Annotated in this window: 16 protein-coding genes; 9 read left to right on the top strand and 7 right to left on the bottom strand. The window is 62.2% G+C overall.

Going from position 1 to position 16819, the window contains the following annotated elements; translation table 11 throughout:
• Positions 1-39: 39 nt before the first annotated feature.
• Together AR689_RS15950 and nboR are read right to left on the bottom strand one after the other, a co-directional pair.
• Complete coding sequence (locus tag AR689_RS15950; protein WP_062071681.1) at positions 40-507, bottom strand: GNAT family N-acetyltransferase; 468 nt, start codon at positions 505-507, stop codon at positions 40-42.
• Between the two features lie 20 nt (positions 508-527).
• On the bottom strand, positions 528-1166 hold the full coding sequence (gene nboR / locus AR689_RS15955; protein ID WP_062071683.1) for a nicotine blue oxidoreductase: 639 nt from the start codon (positions 1164-1166) through the stop codon (positions 528-530).
• A 160-nt stretch (positions 1167-1326) separates the two neighbouring features.
• On the opposite strand from nboR, the gene AR689_RS15960 reads away from it, so the two are divergent.
• Complete coding sequence (locus tag AR689_RS15960; RefSeq protein ID WP_044569301.1) at positions 1327-1518, top strand: YegP family protein; 192 nt, start codon at positions 1327-1329, stop codon at positions 1516-1518.
• Between the two features lie 85 nt (positions 1519-1603).
• Here the strand turns inward: AR689_RS15960 and aceE are convergent, their stop codons facing one another.
• The gene (gene aceE, locus AR689_RS15965; protein WP_062073840.1) at positions 1604-4357 is read right to left on the bottom strand and encodes a pyruvate dehydrogenase (acetyl-transferring), homodimeric type; all 2754 of its coding nucleotides are present in this window, start codon (positions 4355-4357) and stop codon (positions 1604-1606) included.
• 290 nt (positions 4358-4647) lie between these two features.
• On the opposite strand from aceE, the gene AR689_RS15970 reads away from it, so the two are divergent.
• The 4 genes from AR689_RS15970 (at position 4648) to AR689_RS15985 (ending at position 9649) form a co-directional block, all read left to right on the top strand.
• Positions 4648-6213 carry an NCS1 family nucleobase:cation symporter-1 gene (locus AR689_RS15970; RefSeq protein ID WP_062071685.1) on the top strand — a complete coding sequence of 522 codons (1566 nt, stop codon included), beginning with the start codon at positions 4648-4650 and terminating at the stop codon, positions 6211-6213.
• A gap of 112 nt (positions 6214-6325) precedes the next feature.
• Entirely contained in the window at positions 6326-7087 is a 762-nt protein-coding gene (locus AR689_RS15975) for an aspartate/glutamate racemase family protein (protein WP_062071687.1), read from the top strand.
• Between the two features lie 42 nt (positions 7088-7129).
• Positions 7130-7897, top strand: coding sequence for an SDR family oxidoreductase (locus tag AR689_RS15980; protein WP_062071689.1), 768 nt, complete (start codon positions 7130-7132; stop codon positions 7895-7897).
• A 264-nt stretch (positions 7898-8161) separates the two neighbouring features.
• Positions 8162-9649: a cation:dicarboxylate symporter family transporter gene (locus AR689_RS15985; protein ID WP_062071692.1), complete on the top strand. Its 1488-nt coding sequence runs from the start codon at positions 8162-8164 to the stop codon at positions 9647-9649.
• A gap of 64 nt (positions 9650-9713) precedes the next feature.
• On the opposite strand, the gene AR689_RS15990 is transcribed toward AR689_RS15985, so the two are convergent.
• Both AR689_RS15990 and AR689_RS15995 read right to left on the bottom strand, forming a co-directional pair.
• The gene (locus AR689_RS15990; protein WP_062071694.1) at positions 9714-10118 is read right to left on the bottom strand and encodes a sterol carrier family protein; all 405 of its coding nucleotides are present in this window, start codon (positions 10116-10118) and stop codon (positions 9714-9716) included.
• Between the two features lie 20 nt (positions 10119-10138).
• On the bottom strand, positions 10139-11155 hold the full coding sequence (locus tag AR689_RS15995) for an asparaginase (RefSeq protein WP_062071696.1): 1017 nt from the start codon (positions 11153-11155) through the stop codon (positions 10139-10141).
• 123 nt (positions 11156-11278) lie between these two features.
• On the opposite strand from AR689_RS15995, the gene purD reads away from it, so the two are divergent.
• A complete protein-coding gene (gene purD, locus AR689_RS16000; protein WP_197412906.1) occupies positions 11279-12637 on the top strand; it encodes a phosphoribosylamine--glycine ligase in 1359 nt (452 codons plus the stop codon).
• Positions 12638-12639: 2 nt separating this feature from the next.
• Entirely contained in the window at positions 12640-13578 is a 939-nt protein-coding gene (locus AR689_RS16005; protein ID WP_062071700.1) for a phosphoribosylaminoimidazolesuccinocarboxamide synthase, read from the top strand.
• A 75-nt stretch (positions 13579-13653) separates the two neighbouring features.
• Here the strand turns inward: AR689_RS16005 and AR689_RS16010 are convergent, their stop codons facing one another.
• Positions 13654-14928, bottom strand: coding sequence for a helix-turn-helix domain-containing protein (locus AR689_RS16010; protein ID WP_062071702.1), 1275 nt, complete (start codon positions 14926-14928; stop codon positions 13654-13656).
• Positions 14929-15055: 127 nt separating this feature from the next.
• Here AR689_RS16010 and AR689_RS16015 point away from each other — a divergent pair, with 127 nt between their 5' ends.
• Positions 15056-15283 (top strand): hypothetical protein, encoded by a 228-nt coding sequence (locus AR689_RS16015; protein WP_062073841.1) that lies wholly within the window; start codon positions 15056-15058, stop codon positions 15281-15283.
• 209 nt (positions 15284-15492) lie between these two features.
• On the opposite strand, the gene AR689_RS16020 is transcribed toward AR689_RS16015, so the two are convergent.
• Positions 15493-16275, bottom strand: coding sequence for an alpha/beta hydrolase (locus AR689_RS16020; RefSeq protein WP_062071704.1), 783 nt, complete (start codon positions 16273-16275; stop codon positions 15493-15495).
• A gap of 127 nt (positions 16276-16402) precedes the next feature.
• Between AR689_RS16020 and AR689_RS16025 the strand changes: the two genes are divergently transcribed.
• Positions 16403-16783, top strand: coding sequence for a hypothetical protein (locus tag AR689_RS16025; protein ID WP_156424621.1), 381 nt, complete (start codon positions 16403-16405; stop codon positions 16781-16783).
• Positions 16784-16819 lie beyond the last annotated feature (36 nt).

Raw genomic sequence — 16819 nt, forward strand, 5'->3', positions numbered from 1 at the left:
CAGGTCGTTCCCAGCCCTGAGAACGACCTGATCTGCTACCTACTTGGGTGAAACGGTGAGCTCCATGAACACGCTGTTCGGGTCCAGGGTGTAATCCCCGAACGGCGGGCACTCCGTGAATCCGTGCCGGGCGTACAGCCTGCGGGCCGGAGCGAAGTAATCCTCGGTTCCTGTCTCCAGGCTCACGCGCTCGTAACCCAACCGGGCAGCTTCGGTCACAATGTGCTCCAGCATCAGTGTTGCCACACCACGCCCGCGGGCATTGGCGGCGGTGCGCATGGACTTGATCTCGGCATGCCCGGCGGACAGCATCTTCAACGCCCCACAACCGAGCAGAACCCCGGCCTCGCGGGCAGTCCAGAACGTGATCGACTCGTGCGACAACGCAGAGTGGTCCAAGGCATGGACGCTCTCTGCCGGGGAGGTGGCGAACATATCGGCCAGGTGCTCGCTGAGGAGCTGGTGGACATCAGGGCGCGCGGGATCGTCAGTTGCAATGCGGATCATGTCCCCAAATTTACCCGTCGCTAGCCGTCCAAAAGATGCAGCTGATCCTTCGTGTCCAGGTCCTGCCCGGAGCAGAGATCACTGCAGTCCACCAGGTCCACCAGGCCCGGATGCGCTTTGAGGAAGGATCGGGCGCCCGTGTCGCCGTGCGCGGCTGCGGCCGCTTCGGCGCGGAGTCCGACGTCGAAAATCACCGGGTGCCTGCGTTTCAGGTGGCCGGACTCATCAGGGTAGGCGGCTGCGGTGACCCGGCCGGGACGGTGGCTGCCCAGCAGCCTGCTCACCGCCGTCGGGGTCAACCCGGGCTGGTCCACCAGCGCCACCATGATGCTGTTTCCTGCCGTGGCCGCGTCAATGCCGGCGCGGAAGGAACCGGCCATACCTTTGGCCCAGTTCTCGTTGTCCACCACCACATGAGGGGCCAGATCGGTGCTTCGCCTGACGTGGCCGGCCTCAGCACCGAGCACCACCACAACTTCGCGGCAACCGCCGTCGAACAACGTGTCGGCGAGGACTTCCACCAAGGTCCTGCCTCGGAAGGGCAGCAGCGCCTTGGGGCCACGACCCAGGCGCGTTCCTGCGCCCGCAGCGAGCAGCACGCCCGTGGTGGGGGCCGTGCCGGTGTCAGTCATATCCTCACGATACGCGCGGCGGTCCATACGGTCTCTAGCTCCTGGGTTCTTTCTAAGAGATCTACCGATATCGGTTGTAGATTACCGATCAGTAGGGCTTTTGGTGGCCTGAAATGGCCGATATCGTCTTTGGAGGAGTTATGAAGTCAGCTCGGATACGCAACGTCGCGTGAAAGAACAGGGGAAAATGGCTGGCAGTTTTGAAATTCTCAAGGCAGGAACCAACTCATTCAGGTTCAGGCTAACCGCGGAGGATGGAACGGTTGTGGCAGTGTCGCCACAGTTTCCCAACCTGAAAGCCGTAGTGGCGGGCATCAACGCGGTTCGCGAGAACGCGGCAACCGGCTTCGTCGTCGATCGCAGGAATCTGGGCACCTGAATCCGGCTCAACAAAACCCGCTCAACCACAAATTGGCGGCAGTGTTCTTCACGAACACTGCCGCCAATTGGGTGATGCGGGCTGTTTAAGCGTCGCCGCCTGCGCCACCGGTGGTGCCGGCGTTGACGTCCAGCAACTTGTAGCGGTCAATGGCGTACGACGGCGCGCCCTCCTCTACCTCGCCCCTCGCCGCCAGCAACTGCAGGGTTTTGGCGACGATGGAGTGGGTGTCGTTTTTGAAGTAGCGGCGTGCGGCTTGGCGGGTGTCGGAGAAGCCGAAGCCGTCTGCTCCGAGGGAGGCGAAGTCGTTGGGGATGAATTGGCGGATTTGGTCGGGGACGGCTTTCATGTAGTCGGACACGGCGATGACTGGTCCGGTGGTGTCTTTGAGTTGTTCGGTGATGAATGGGGTGCGGGCGGGTTGGCCGGGGTTGAGGAAGGCGTGTTCTTCGGCGGCGAGTCCGTCGCGTCGGAGTTCGTTCCAGGAGGTCACGGAGAAGACGTCGGCGGCGACTCCCCAGTCTTCGTTGAGGATTCGGGCGGCTTCGAGGGCCCAGGGCACGGACACGCCGGAGGCGAGGATGTTCGCGGTGGGCCGGTTGGCCTCTCCTGCGGGGGCGTCTGCGAGTTTGTAGATGCCTTTGAGGAGCCCGTTGATGTCGAGGTTTTCCGGTTCCGCGGGTTGGGTGATGGGTTCGTTGTAGACGGTGAGGTAGTACATGACATTTCTGTCATCGTCAGTGTCGGGTCCGTACATTTGTTCGAGGCCGTGGCGGATGATGTGGCCGATTTCGTAGCCGTAGGCGGGGTCGTAGGTGCGTACGGCGGGGTTGGTGGAGGCCAGGATGGGGGAGTGCCCGTCGGCGTGTTGGAGTCCTTCGCCGGTGAGGGTGGTCCGTCCTGCGGTGGCGCCGATGATGAAGCCGCGGGTCATTTGGTCCGCTGCTGCCCAGAACGAGTCTCCGGTGCGTTGGAAGCCGAACATGGAGTAGAACACGTAGATCGGGACCAGGGGTTCGCCGTGGGTGGCGTAGGCGGTTCCGGCGGCGGTGAATGCTGCGACGGCGCCGGCTTCGTTGATGCCGGGGTGGATGAGTTGTCCGGCGGGTGATTCTTTGTAGGCCAGGACGAGGTCGCGGTCCACGGAGAGGTAGTTCTGGCCTTTGGGGTTGTAGATTTTCGCGGTCGGGAAGAACGCGTCCATCCCGAAGGTGCGGGATTCGTCCGGGACGACGGGCACGAACCGGGCGCCGAAGTTTTTGTCCCGCATCAGGTCCTTCAACAACCGGACGAAGGCCATGGTGGTGGCGGCTTGTTGTTTCCCGGATCCGCGTTTGGCGACTTCGTAGGATTTCGCGTCGGGGAGGGTCACCTCGGTGTGTTTGCGGCGGCGTTCGGGGACGAACCCGCCAAGTTCTGCCCGGCGTTCCATGAGGTATTTGATTTCCGGGGCGTCCATGCCGGGGTGGTAGTACGGGGGGCGGTAGAGGTCAGCGTCGAGTTGGTCATCGCTGATGGGGATCCGGAGGTGGTCACGGAAGGCTTTGAGGTCTTCCATGGTGAGCTTCTTCATCTGGTGGGTCGCGTTGCGGCCCTCGAAGTGGGGTCCCAGTCCGTAGCCCTTGACCGTTTTGGCCAGGATCACGGTGGGTTTGCCCTTGAATTCGGTCGCTGCCTTGTACGCGGCGTAGACCTTGCGGTAGTCATGACCGCCGCGTTTGAGGCCCCAGATCTGCTCGTCGTCCAGGTCCGCGACCATGTCTTTGGTCTGCGGGGATTTACCGAAGAAGTGTTCCCGGACGAACCCGCCGGACTCGGCTTTGTAGGTTTGGTAGTCACCATCGGGGGTTTCGTTCATGATTTTCACCAACGCCCCGTCGTGGTCTGCTTCCAGGAGGGAATCCCATTCCCTGCCCCAGACGACCTTGATCACGTTCCAGCCCGCACCGCGGAAGAACGCCTCCAACTCCTGCATGATCTTGCCGTTACCGCGGACCGGTCCGTCCAGGCGCTGGAGGTTGCAGTTGATCACGAAGTTCAGGTTGTCCAGGTTCTCGTTCGCGGCGAGCTGGAGCAGGCCACGGGACTCGGGCTCGTCCATTTCCCCGTCCCCGAGGAACGCCCAGACCTGCTGATCGGAGGTGTCCTTGATGCCACGGTTTTGCAGGTACCGGTTGGACTGGGCCTGGTAGATCGCGTTCATCGGGCCGATACCCATCGACACGGTGGGGAATTCCCAGAAATCAGGCATCAACCGCGGGTGCGGGTAGGAAGACAGGGCGTGGCCTACTTTGGACTTTTCCTGACGGAACCCGTCCAAATCCTCCTCCGTCAGGCGGCCTTCCATGAAAGCCCTGGCATACATGCCCGGCGAGGCGTGGCCCTGGAAGAACACCTGATCCCCACCCGAGGGGTGGTCCTTACCGCGGAAGAAGTGATTGAAACCCACCTCATACAACGTCGCAGCACCGGCATACGTGGAAATATGCCCACCCACACCAATATCGGCCCGCTGCGCACGATGGACCATCACCGCAGCATTCCACCGCATATACGCCCGGTACCGGCGCTCGAACTCCTCGTTCCCCGGGAACTGCGCTTCCTGGTCCACCGGGATCGTGTTCACATAATCAGTGGTCGTCACCATCGGCACACCCACCGACCTGGCACCAGCACGCTGCAACAACGAACGCATAATGTACTGGGCACGCTCGGTACCCTGCTCCGCGATCAACGCATCAAGGGACTCAATCCACTCCGCGGTCTCTTCCGGATCACGATCAGGCAGCTGGGCAGTCAACCCGCTGAGGATGTGTGAGGTCTCTTCTCCTGCAGCCACGTCCAACCTCTCTTCATTGAATGTCTGGGCGCTTGCTCTGTGGGGGCGCTCAAGGAATTTCGTATTGTGAGAATAAAATTCTGCAATTCGAGATTACGTCTGCTGATGGGCAGCGTCAACACGGATTGCGTAACCAAAACAGTCAACTGGGAAAGCAGTGCTCAAGCAACCGAATGTGACCCTGCATACACCGGGAACTCTTGACGTTACGTGACCTGAGTCATAGAGTGCTTTCACTATTCAATAACTAGATTCCGTATTGTGGAATCAGTACGAAGTGGAGATCCACGATGCAGACGACTTCATCAGTCGGCGTCACTGGTACTCCGGGAGACGCACCAGCAGGTGGCCCCAACCACCCGTCCGTAGGCAACACGGACCTTTGCGCTATTGCTTCCGAAGCATCAGGCCGTACCATCAGCCCCAGTCTTTACAACATTGACCTCGCTCCCACTAAAGCCAAAGGCCGCAAGTGGACCAGCTACAGCATCTTTACCCTCTGGGCCAACGACGTCCACAGCCTGGGTAACTACGCCTTTGCCATCGGCCTGTTCTCCCTCGGTTTGGGTGGCTGGCAGATCCTGGTGGCGCTCGGAATCGGTGCCATCCTGCTCTTTGCCCTCCTGAACTTCTCGGGGTTCATGGGCCAGAAGACCGGCGTTCCCTTCCCTGTCATGAGCCGCATCAGCTTTGGTATCAGGGGTGCGCAGATCGCCAGCCTGGTTCGCGGCGCCGTTGCCGTGGCATGGTTCGGTATCCAGACCTACCTGGCCTCGGTGGTCCTCCGTGTGATGTTGGTTGCCATGGCACCGGGCCTGAAGGACTTGGACAGCAACTCCGTTCTTGGCCTCTCAACCCTGGGTTGGTTCTCCTTCGTGGCTCTCTGGATCGTGCAGTTGGTGATCGTCAGCTTCGGCATGGAGATGATCCGCAAGTACGAGGCGTTCGCAGGCCCGGTCATCCTGGTGACCATGGCAGCGATTGCCGTGTGGGTGTTCATCGAAGCTGGTGGCGCTATCCAGTGGTCCGGCATCAAGGGCCTTGAGGGTGGGGAAATGTGGCTCACCATCTTCGCCGGTGGTGCACTGTGGGTGTCCATCTACGGAACCTTCGTACTGAACTTCTGTGACTTCACGCGCTCCTCCACCTCCAAGAAGTCCATCGTCAAGGGCAACTTCTGGGGCATCCCCATCAACATGCTGGTCTTCGGCGCCATTGTGGTGGTCATGGCCGGCGGGCAGTACAAGATCAACGGCACTGTCATCGAGAGTCCCTCGGACATCGTGCAGAGCATCCCGAACACCTTGCTGCTGGTCCTGGCATGCCTCGCCCTGCTGATCCTGACGGTGGCAGTGAACCTGATGGCCAACTTCGTCGCTCCGGTTTATGCGCTGACCAACCTCTTCCCGAGGCACCTGAACTTCCGCAAGGCCGCCTGGGTCAGTGGCACCATTGGCCTGGTGATCCTGCCGTGGAACCTGTACAACAACCCGATCGTCATTGTGTACTTCCTGGGCGGGCTGGGTGCGTTGCTTGGGCCGCTGTTCGGCGTCATCATGGCTGATTACTGGTTGGTCCGCCGCGGCAAGGTCAACGTGCCCGAGCTCTACACCGAGGATCCCAAGGGCGCGTACTTCTACAAGCGGGGCGTCAACCCTAAGGCCATCATTGCGATGATCCCGGCGGCGGCGATCGCCATCGCCATCGCCTTCATTCCGGCACTGGCGCCCGCAGCTCCGTTCGCCTGGTTTATTGGTGCAGGTGTAGCTGCGCTCACGTTCTTCGCGGTGGCTGACAAGAAGCAGCTCCATGAGGACGTCTCCGGCGAGCCGATCGCCGTCGCCAGCACCCACTGACTTACCGAACATCGAGGCCTCGCCCGTCCTCCCGGTCACTGACTTATCGAGTCCCAGCAAGTGGACCAAGGTCACCCGGCAGGGGACGGGCGCTGCCGTTGAGAGGAAAACCATGCGCATCCTTGTCGCAAACGTCAATACCACCCAGTCCATGACGGACTCCATCGCCGCCCAGGCCCGTGCGGCCGCTGCCCCGGGCACCGAAATCGTCGGCATCACTCCGCGGTTCGGCGCCGACTCCTGCGAGGGGAACTTTGAGAGTTACCTTGCAGCGATCGCCGTCATGGATGCCGTGGTGAACTATCCGGAACCGTTCGACGCCGTCATCCAGGCCGGCTACGGCGAACACGGCCGCGAAGGCCTTCAGGAACTCTTGGACGTCCCGGTGGTGGACATCACCGAGGCCGCAGCCAGCACCGCGATGTTCCTTGGACACAAATATTCAGTGGTCACCACACTGGACCGGGCCGTTCCGCTCATCGAGGACCGCCTCAAGCTCGCCGGCCTGGAAGCACGTTGCGCTTCCGTGAGGGCCAGCGGCATGGCCGTGCTGGAGCTCGAGGAATACCCGGAGCGTGCTGTTGAAGCAATCGTCAGCCAGGCGGAGCAAGCTGTTCATAACGACAAAGCCGAGGTTATTGTCCTCGGTTGCGGCGGCATGGCCGGGCTGGACGAGCAGATCCGTCAGCGCACGGGCGTCCCCGTGGTGGACGGCGTAGCTGCAGCGGTCACCATCGCTGAATCCCTCGTGCGCCTCGGCTTGTCCACATCCAAAGTGAGGACCTACGCCACGCCGCGTCCGAAGACTGTCATAGGCTGGCCGATAACTGCATCCCAGCCGGCCGCAAACCAGAACGCCGAAGCCGCGCGCTGACGGCTTGACGCTGCCACAAGCACTTCCCTGAAAGGCAACCACATGACTGACTCCAGCCCGCCCACAAACCCGAGGGTCGCCGTCGTGACCGGGGCCGGTTCGGGTATTGGGCGAGCCGTCGCCAGGCTCATGCTCGCCGAAGGTTACCGCGTTGCCCTGGCCGGCCGCCGTGAGGTGCACTTGCTGGAGACTGCGGACGATCACCCGGATGCGCTGGCGGTTCCCTGCGATGTCACAGCGCCCGACGACGTCGCGCGCCTCTTCGCGGAGGTCCGCCAACGCTGGGGTCGGGTTGATGTGCTGTTCAACAACGCCGGCATCTTCGGCCCGGCGGGCGACGTGGGCGAGATCAGCGTGGACGAGTGGGAAGCGACTCTGCGCGTAAACGTCACCGGTTCCATGCTGTGTGCGGCCGAGGCGGTGCGAACCATGAAAGCCCAAGTGCCGCAGGGTGGCCGCATCATCAACAACGGCTCCATCTCAGCGCACTCGCCCCGGCCCGGGTCGGTGGCTTATACGGTCACCAAGCACGCCATGACGGGCCTGACCAAGAGCATCGAGCTGGACGGGCGGGAGTTTGGCATCACCTGCGGGCAGATCGACATCGGCAATACCCGCACCGAGATCATGGACACCATTGGTGTGGGCTCGGGTGCCCTGCAGGCTGATGGCAGCCGAAAAGTGGAGCCCATGTTCCCCGTGGAGGACGCTGCCCGTGCCGTGCTGATGATGGCCAATATGCCGGCGTCGGCCAGTGTGGGTTCCCTGGTGGTGACGGCTGCCGGCATGCCGTTCGTGGGCCGCGGCTAGCGGATCCGCGCACCTCAACGGGAGTCCTGTACCGCCACCACCCACTGTGCATTTCGAATGCCCGTGACACGCCCTTGGAGGGGTGTGTCACGGGCATTTCTGCGTCAAAAGGGGTGGTGGAGGCCCGGGTCCATCAGGCTTTCAACCAAATGTGACTTCCACAATATGGAAACTGAATTTCCCCTTGCGGAATGGTGTGAGCAGGCTTACATTTGAAAAACCCCACAAAATGTGAGGCTGTTCACAACTGATTGGTTCAGAACAATGAAGATCCCAGACTCCGCGGCGCTGAAGGCGAGTTCGGCCCCGCAGAAGAAAAAGCGGCTGTACCAGTCGCTCTTTTTTCAAATCCTGATCGCCGTCGTCGCAGGTGTACTCATCGGTCATTTTTGGCCGACCATTGGGTCCGCCCTCCGGCCACTGGGCGATGGATTCATTCAACTCATCAAGATGATCATTGCCCCGCTGATTTTCCTCGTGATCGTCACGGGTATCTCGGCAGTGGGCGACGTCAAGGCGGTCGGAAGGGTCGGGGTCAAAGCGCTCCTGTACTTCACCGGTGCCACTCTTTTCGCCCTCGTTTTCGGGCTCATCGTCGGAAACATCGTTCAGCCCGGTGCTGGCCTTAATATCGATCCCGCTACGCTCTCCCAGGACGCGCTCAACGCCAAGACCGGCAATGCGCCTCCCAAGGACGCCGCAGCATTCATCCTGGATGTCATTCCCGTCAGCGTGATCGGTGCTTTTGCCAACAACAGCCTGCTTCAGGTGCTCTTCTTCTCAGTCTTCTTCGGCGCAGCCATTGTGGTCATTGGCCGCGAACGGTGCCTGCCGGTCATCAGCCTCATGGAAACCGTCCTGGAACTGATCTTCAAGATCATGTCCTGGATCATGAAGGTGGCCCCCATCGGTGCCTTCGGTGCCATGGCCTTCATCATTGGCCAGTACGGGATCGGGACGCTCAGTACCTATGCCCTCCTGATTGCGGCCTGCTACGGCGCAGCGATCATCTTCATCGGCCTGCTGTTCCTGGTGGCTTGGGGATTCGCCCGCGTTCCGCTGTGGGCTTTCTTGAAGTACACCCGGGAAGAATTCCTGCTGGCGCTCGGCACAGCCTCCACAGAAGCTGTCATGCCGCGCATCATGACCAAGCTGACCAACGCCGGCTGCTCCCGCGCCACCACCGGTTTGGTGGTTCCCACGGGCTACTCGTTCAACCTGGATGGCGCCGCGATCTACCTTTCCATTTCGCTGCTGTTCCTGGCTCAGGCCTTCGGCCACAACCTTGATCTTGGCCAGCAGTTGGCAGCGCTGGGCGTGCTGCTCCTGACCTCCAAGGGCATGGCTGGCGTACCGGGTTCGTCCTTCCTGGCACTCTCCGCTACCGCTGCCGCCCTCGGCATCTTCCCGGTTGCCGGCGTCGCCCTCCTCCTGGGAGCCGACCGCCTCATGGACTCCATGCGCGTGGTGGTGAACTTGCTCGGCAACTGCGTGGCAACGTTCGTAGTAGCCAAATGGGAGGGCCAGTTCGACCGCAGCGTCATGGTCCGCGCCTTCAACGGTGAGATCACCAACGAGGACACGGCCATCATGCTCGGCAAGGAAGAGATCTACGCGCAGCAGGAGCTGGAGCGCATCAGCAGCGGCCAGAACCCCTCGCCGAAGTTCCGTGGCGGTCCCACCGCGGGCGACATCCCACAGTTCGAGATGAGCAAGAAGGGGCAACCTACAGCCCCGGTGTGCCCGGACTAACCGGATAGTACAGCTAATGCCCTTAAGACCTGGTCTTAGGGGCATTAGCTGTACAAAAACTCGATTAGAGGGGCAACAGTTCGGAAAGGTCTGCGCGCAATCCGGACGCTGCCAGCTGGTGGTTCGAAACAGCGTCCGCCCACGACATCCTGCCGGTCACCAACGAAAGCCACGTGGCGGCGTCGCACTCGATCACGTTCGGGGGAGTTCCGCGCGTGTGACGGGGCCCCTCCACGCATTGGGTGACTCCAAACGGCGGCACCCGAACCTCCACCGAATTGCCGGGTGCGCGGGCGGTGACTTCCTCCAGGGAGTAGCGCACCGCCGTCGCAATTAAAGAGCGCGACGGCGGTGTCCCGGCGCCGCTGCCCGGCTCACCGGCACTGCCGGAAGGCTCGACGGCGGCCTGCCAGGCTGCCAGTGCGGCGCGGCCTTCCTCAAGGTTGACGCGGCGACGTGCGACGGCCATGGGTGTTCTCCTCAGAAGTCCTAGTTCAGCAGGGCGGAGACGGCGTGGCCCAGCCTGATCTTGCCAACCTCGTGGCCGCCGCCGAGTACGGGCTCAACCACCCGTTCCAGGACGCTGGAAACCGCCGGGATGTCCACGGCGCCACTCACGGCCAGGAGAGTCAGTCCAACCAAGGACGTGGCTCGCAGGTTCCCGTCCAGCATCTTCACGGCCACGGTTGCGCCGGTGGGTGTTGCCAGGACCAGAACCCCTTCAGCCCCGATTTTCGCCAGGACCTCGAGTTCTTCCATGACGATCGTGTTGGACTCGCCCTTGCCTTGGACGGCCCAGGGGTAGTCGAGCATGGACGTGGCGATGGTGGCGGCACGCGCGTTGGATGATTTGTCTCCCGGGGACTTGGCCAAGCGGGAGTAGGCGCGGGCGAGGCCGGTCAGCGAGATGGCGGCAACAGGTGCGCCGCAACCGTCGATGCCCAGATGCGAGATCGTTTCGCCGCTGTATTCCTCGATCACCGAGCGAACACGCTGCTGGAGCGGGTGGTTGGGCTCAAGGTAGCTGCGCAGGTCCCAGCTGTTCTCGGTGCAGGCCCAGAGGAATGCCGCGTGCTTGCCGGAGCAATTGAAAGCCAGCTTGGACTGTCCGCGCTCTGACCGCACCAGCCAGTTGCGGGCCGTTTCGTCCTGGGGCCAGGCCGTGGGGCATTGGAGGTTCTCTTCCTTCACGCCCGCTGCTTTGAGCATCCCCTCAACAATGTCCATATGGTCCAGGGAGCCAGTGTGACTTCCGCAAGCCACAGCAACTTGCGCGCCGCGGAGGGGTACCCCGGATTGCATGGAAGCCAGCGCTTGGAAGGGTTTGAGGGTGGAGCGGGCGAGGACTGGGGCGTCGATGTCACCAAGACGGGTGACCACCGAGCCGTCACCGGAAAGAACCACGGCCGCGCCGATGTGCCGGGACTCAATAAAGCCACTTCGTTCGATCACTGCCAGTTCCACCGCGGACTCAACGTTGAACGTTTCATGCGAACTTGTGGGCATACAGTCAAGTCTAGGGGCGCGGCCGGGTGGTTCCCGGTCATACGCGCGTCACACGCGCGCCCGCGCGCGTGATCCCGTGCACATCCCATGCACGCGGACTCCCGTGCACATGGGGTCCGGTGAATGACACAGCTTAGGCTGCTCGCCCTTCACAAAGTACCCTTGAGGACTGTGAAGGTACTCGTCATTGGCCCAGGCGGCCGCGAACACGCCATTGTCCGCTCTCTGCTTGAAGATCCGAACGTTTCCGAGGTCCACGCGGCCCCGGGCAACGCGGGAATCAGCAAACTTGTTCCCACCCACGCGATTGACGGGAACAACCCGGAAGCCGTGTCCGCCCTCGCCACCAAGCTGGGCGTGGACCTGGTGGTGGTGGGCCCCGAGGCGCCCCTCGCCGCCGGTGTTTCCGACGCCGTCCGCGAAGCCGGCATTCCGGTGTTCGGTCCGAGCAAGGAAGCAGCCCAGCTGGAGGCTTCCAAGGCCTTCGCCAAGCAGATCATGGCTGAAGCCAACGTTCCCACGGCCATGGCGCGGGTTGCCACTAACGCCGAGGAAGCTGCAGACGCCCTGGACACCTTCGGCGCCCCGCACGTCGTCAAGGACGATGGCCTGGCCGCCGGCAAGGGCGTGGTGGTCACCAAGGACCGCGACGAAGCGCTGGCACACGCACAGGCCTGCTTCGACGCCGGCGGAACCGTGGTGATCGAAGAGTTCCTCGACGGCCCCGAGGTCTCCCTGTTTGTCCTGTGTGACGGCCGCACTACTGTGCCGCTGTCCCCGGCACAGGACTTCAAGCGCATCTTCGACAACGATGAAGGCCCCAACACCGGCGGCATGGGCGCATACACCCCGCTCGAATGGGCTCCCGAGGGCCTGGCCCAGGAAGTCATCGACCGCGTGGCCCAGCCCACCGTGGACGAGATGGCCCGCCGCGGCACCCCCTTCATCGGCGTGCTGTACTGCGGCCTCGCCCTGACGTCCCGCGGCACACGCGTCATCGAGTTCAACGTCCGCTTCGGCGACCCCGAGACCCAGGCCGTCCTGGCGCGCCTCAAGACTCCGCTCGGTGCGCTGCTGCTGGCAGCTGCCAAGGGCGAACTGGACACCGCAGAAGAGCTGCGCTGGTCCAAGGACACGGCAGTCGCCGTCGTCGTCGCTGCCGAAAACTACCCGGACGCGCCCCGCACCGGTGACCGCATCCGCGGTCTGAAGAAGATTGACGAGCTGGACGGCGTTCACGTGGTCCACGCCGGCACCAAGCTGGACGACGAAGGCAAGGTGGTCTCCGCTGGTGGCCGCGTCCTCGCGGTGGTCGCGCTTGGTTCCGATCTGGTGGAGGCCCGCGAAAAGGCGTACGACGGCGTGGAGCTGGTTCAGCTTGAAGGCTCACAGTTCCGTACGGACATCGGAGGCAAGGCCGCTCGCGGCGAAATCCGCGTGCCGTACACCGCAACCGGAACCATCCCGAAAGTGCAGGCTTGAGCATGACTGAGGGCATCCCCACCGGCGGCTTCGACACCGAAACTCTGGACCTTCCGGGCTGGACGCACGTCTATTCCGGCAAGGTCCGTGATCTCTACGTCCCGGCCGACGAAGCCATCACGGAAAAGATCGGCCAGGAATGCGTCCTGGTGGTGGCCAGTGACCGCATCAGCGCCTACGATCACGTGCTGAGCAGCGAGATCCCGGACAAGGGCCGGGTCCTGACGCAGTTGAGCCTGTGGTGGTTCGATCAGTTGGACGTTGAGCACCACGTGCTGGCGTCCACGGTGGAAGGTGGCGTTCCTGCCGCCGTCGAGGGCCGGGCCATGATCTGCAAGAAGCTGGACATGTTCCCGGTGGAATGCATCGCACGCGGCTACCTCACCGGCTCCGGCCTGGCTGAGTACAAGGAATCCCGCACGGTCTGCGACATCCCGCTGCCCGAGGGCCTGGTTGATGGTTCGCGCTTGGAAAAGGCACTCTTCACGCCTTCTGCCAAGGCCGAAGTGGGCGAGCACGACGTCAACATCACCTATGACGACGTTGTGGCCATGGTGGGCGACGACATCGCTGCCCGCCTCAGTGAGCTCACCCTGAAGATTTACACCCGCGCCGAGGAGATCGCCCGCGAACGAGGCATCATCCTGGCTGACACCAAGGTGGAGTTCGGCATCGACGCAGCCACTGGCGTGATCACGCTGGGTGATGAGGTCCTCACCCCGGACTCTTCACGTTTCTGGGATGCATCCACGTATGCTCCGGGTCAGTCGCAGCCTTCGTATGACAAGCAGTACGTCCGTGATTGGCTGACCTCGGCCGAGTCGGGTTGGGACAAGTCCTCGGACACCCCGCCGCCGGCTCTTCCCGCCGAGGTCGTGGAGCGCACCCGTGCCCGCTACGTCGAAGCGTACGAAAAGCTCACGGGCCGCACCTTCGCCTAAAGGAACCCAACTGGGTCGCAGTTCAGGTCGTTATGAGCCCTCAGAACGGCCTGAACTGCTACCTACTTGGGTTGATCAGGCCTGAGAGTGTTCCGGGTGGGTTGCAGCGGCCCGGCGCTCGGCAAGACGGATCTCCAGTACAGCGTCCATGGCCTGCTGCACCCGGTCCGAGGCTCCCGCCGCGCTGAAGTCGTGCTGGGCCTCTTCCAGGAATTGGAGAGCCTCAGCGGCTTCCCCTGCTGCTTTCAAGGACTTGCCCAGCAGCAGCGACACTTCACCGGCGGTGTGCCGGGCCAACACCTTGCGGTCTGCGTAGATTTCGCGGAGTTTCTCCACGGCCGCAGGGATGTCCCCGGTCAGGTAGAGCCAGCGGGCACGGATGAACGCGACCTCCAGCTGGTCTGTCTTGTTCCCGCCCACAATGGACAGCGCGAGTTCCGCACGCTCAATGGCGGACAACGTTTCCGGTTCCACAATCCCGGAGGACAGTCGAACAGCTGCCGACGCCTTGTTGAAGCGTGCCCAGAGTTCAATGTCGTTGGCGGGGGAGAGGAGCTTGGCTGCGCGCTCGTGGTGCTTGATGCCCTCTATATAGTCGTGGCGCATGAAGGCGACGTTGCCCACCACCCAAGCCACTTCGCCGGCCAGCTGCGACATGGAGTGCTCGTCCATGTGCTCGATCATGGCCAGGCAATACTGCCAGGCCTCGTCCAACTTGCCGCTCTCGGCAAGAGCACCGATCAGCGCGCGGTGCGCACCGATGATGAGCGTGGAACCCTTGGGCAGTTGCTCGCTGAGCTTGACGGCTTGCTTGGCATGCTCGACGGCGGTGGCCAGCTGACCTTGTCCGTGACACACCGCGGCAAGCATCTGCCAGGCGCGCACTCCCAAGCCGGCGGATTCAGTGGCCATGGGGTGTTCCAGGAGATGCTCAACAATTTGCTGGCATTCCTTGAGCTGCCCTTGCTTCATCACGCACTCAGCCTGCATGTACGTCATGTTCCACCAGGCACTGTTGTTCTTGGCCTCAAGAGCGATCTGCGCTGCTGTTGCTGCGTGGCTGGCGGCGAGTTGATAGTCGCGGAGGTCCCATGCCTGCCGGGCGTACAGGCCGGCGAGGACGTACTCGGCGTCGCTCACGGAAACGGGTTGGCTCCACGCTTCAAGTGCCTTCGGCGCCAGCTCCAGACGGCGGGCGAGCTCCTCGATGACCTCGGCCGTGGGCTCGCGGCGGCCCGTTTCAAGCAGCGAAATATAGCTCGGTGAGTACAGGTTCTTGCCGAGCTCCGCCTGCGTTAACCCACGTTCGAGCCGTTCGGCACGTAGCTTCTCGCCGAATCCGTTTCCCACGGGTCCCTCCTACAGGTGTCTTTTGACCAAAACCTTGACAGTCTCTGTGGAAAACATTTTACAATGTATGTCAACAGGGACCGTGCAATTTCCGTAACGAATCCGACTCGCATTGGGGTACATCATCATGTTCAAGAAAATTATTGCTTCAGTGGCCGTGGCGGGCGCACTGACGTTCGCGGTTGCGGCTCCCGGTGTTGTCTCCGCTGCCCCCGCAGCAGATTCCAGCACCGTAAGCGCCATTGGTAACTGGCCGGACCCTATGCGGTCCACCACCACCACGGTGCCCAAGAAGGACAAGGCCGAGACGACCATCACCACGATGTCCATCGGTAACTGGCCTGACCCTATGTAAAACAATTGTAGTAAAAGAAACCCCGGAGCGTGACGAGCGATGCTCCGGGGTTTCTTTATGCCCTTATTGCGGTGTGCATTGGCGACACTCGAATTCTCCGAAACCGGAAATGGGGTGGGGCTGCCCGGACGTGCGTGTCGCCTGCACAGGTGCGCGGCGTGGATGAGATAGGCGGCGCCGACGACCAAGAGGATCGTGGAGGAACGGCCTCATTTTCCCCGTTGTCGTAGGCTGTTGACCACGTCCTGTACGGCGTCAAGCATCTGCGTAAATCCGGGGCCCTCGGTGGGGAAGTGGCCGCAGTTCTCCAAGACGATGAGTGACTTCGCGGCCGCGATCCGGTTGAAGAATGGCTGACTGATTTCCAAAGGAGTCCATCGGTCCTGGCCCGGATGGACCATAAGTACCGGCGTTTGAGCGAAGTGTTCCGGTTCCACAAGCGGCGATGACTCCAGGTAGCTTCGCATCCAGCCCAAAGGTAGCCGTCCGCCACCTCCGCCGGGGTCCGTCAAAACCTGCTTCACCAAGCCGGGATGGTTTGCAATGTGTCGCATATCGGCGATCCACCTCAGCGGAAGACGGACCTTTGCCACAGGCCCGACAGCTGCCTTCAGGGCAGGAGATGCTATGCGCGCCAGGGCAGGATGCCACGTGAGGCGCTGGCGGACTGCGTGCTCACGTGGGTCGAGAAGGCACGTGACCACCACCTGCGAGGCAAGACCCGTTGCCGCTGCTGTGTCGTAGGCCAGCATGCCACCCATGCTGGCGCCCATGATCACGAGCGGACGTTCGTCGTGCTCTTTGCGGACAAGGTCAATGAGGAGTTGCCGCCAGTGCTGGTAGCGAATCTGACCTGGCTGGGCCGTTTCAGTCCTGCCATACCCCAGCATGTCCGGCACCGTCACGTATGCGCCAAGTGTTGACAGGTGTGCCGCGTAAGGCCAGAGCGCGGCACTGTTCCCGCCGGCGGAGTCGGGGCTGTAGGCACACATATGCTGCCGATTATCTGCGATAAGTTGATGAAAAACGAAAAATGGCGCCGATTTCTCGACGCCATTTTCGTGTTTGGTCGAGGTCCTAGGATGTTACTCGAACCAAAGCTGCCACAAAATCGAGCAGATGACGACCATCGCCGCCACACTGAAGCGGATGGACGCTGGTCAGATCAAGCCACGTCCACAGCAGGCGGTCCGCAAGACTCAGCGGTACCGACTATCCGATCGCTTCACGGCCGAGGAGCTGGCGCAGCTTGTCGCCCGCTACCAGGCTGGCGAAATGAGCACCACGTTGGCTCGCGAAAACGGCATCGCCAAGTCGAGCTTCCTGCGCCTGCTTGCCGAGCATGGCATTGACACTAGACCTCGAGGACTGACCCCAGCCAAGGAACGAGAAATTCTCCGACTAAGGAAGCAGGGATTGATCATCCGGAAGATCGCGGTGCAAGTTGGTTGCAGCTACGACACGGCGAGAAAGTTCCTCTTGGCGACCAGCACTAGTTAGCTGTCGCTGACGTCGGGTAGGGCTCTGGGCATTGTA

This window comes from Arthrobacter sp. EpRS71, assembly GCF_001512285.1.
In the GTDB taxonomy this organism is placed as follows: Bacteria; Actinomycetota; Actinomycetes; order Actinomycetales; family Micrococcaceae; genus Arthrobacter.

What these genes read in the sequence shown, in the direction of transcription:
- AR689_RS15970 (WP_062071685.1), top strand. Translation starts at nt 4,648, where the DNA reads ATGCAGACGACTTCATCAGTCGGCGTCACTGGTACTCCGGGAGACGCA.
- AR689_RS16020 (WP_062071704.1), bottom strand. Translation starts at nt 16,275, where the DNA reads ATGTGTGCCTACAGCCCCGACTCCGCCGGCGGGAACAGTGCCGCGCTC.
- AR689_RS15950 (WP_062071681.1), bottom strand. Translation starts at nt 507, where the DNA reads ATGATCCGCATTGCAACTGACGATCCCGCGCGCCCTGATGTCCACCAG.
- purD (WP_197412906.1), top strand. Translation starts at nt 11,279, where the DNA reads ATGACACAGCTTAGGCTGCTCGCCCTTCACAAAGTACCCTTGAGGACT.
- AR689_RS15975 (WP_062071687.1), top strand. Translation starts at nt 6,326, where the DNA reads ATGCGCATCCTTGTCGCAAACGTCAATACCACCCAGTCCATGACGGAC.
- AR689_RS15985 (WP_062071692.1), top strand. Translation starts at nt 8,162, where the DNA reads ATGAAGATCCCAGACTCCGCGGCGCTGAAGGCGAGTTCGGCCCCGCAG.
- AR689_RS16015 (WP_062073841.1), top strand. Translation starts at nt 15,056, where the DNA reads ATGTTCAAGAAAATTATTGCTTCAGTGGCCGTGGCGGGCGCACTGACG.
- AR689_RS15960 (WP_044569301.1), top strand. Translation starts at nt 1,327, where the DNA reads ATGGCTGGCAGTTTTGAAATTCTCAAGGCAGGAACCAACTCATTCAGG.
- AR689_RS16005 (WP_062071700.1), top strand. Translation starts at nt 12,640, where the DNA reads ATGACTGAGGGCATCCCCACCGGCGGCTTCGACACCGAAACTCTGGAC.
- nboR (WP_062071683.1), bottom strand. Translation starts at nt 1,166, where the DNA reads ATGGACCGCCGCGCGTATCGTGAGGATATGACTGACACCGGCACGGCC.
- AR689_RS15995 (WP_062071696.1), bottom strand. Translation starts at nt 11,155, where the DNA reads ATGCCCACAAGTTCGCATGAAACGTTCAACGTTGAGTCCGCGGTGGAA.
- AR689_RS15990 (WP_062071694.1), bottom strand. Translation starts at nt 10,118, where the DNA reads ATGGCCGTCGCACGTCGCCGCGTCAACCTTGAGGAAGGCCGCGCCGCA.
- AR689_RS15980 (WP_062071689.1), top strand. Translation starts at nt 7,130, where the DNA reads ATGACTGACTCCAGCCCGCCCACAAACCCGAGGGTCGCCGTCGTGACC.
- AR689_RS16025 (WP_156424621.1), top strand. Translation starts at nt 16,403, where the DNA reads ATGACGACCATCGCCGCCACACTGAAGCGGATGGACGCTGGTCAGATC.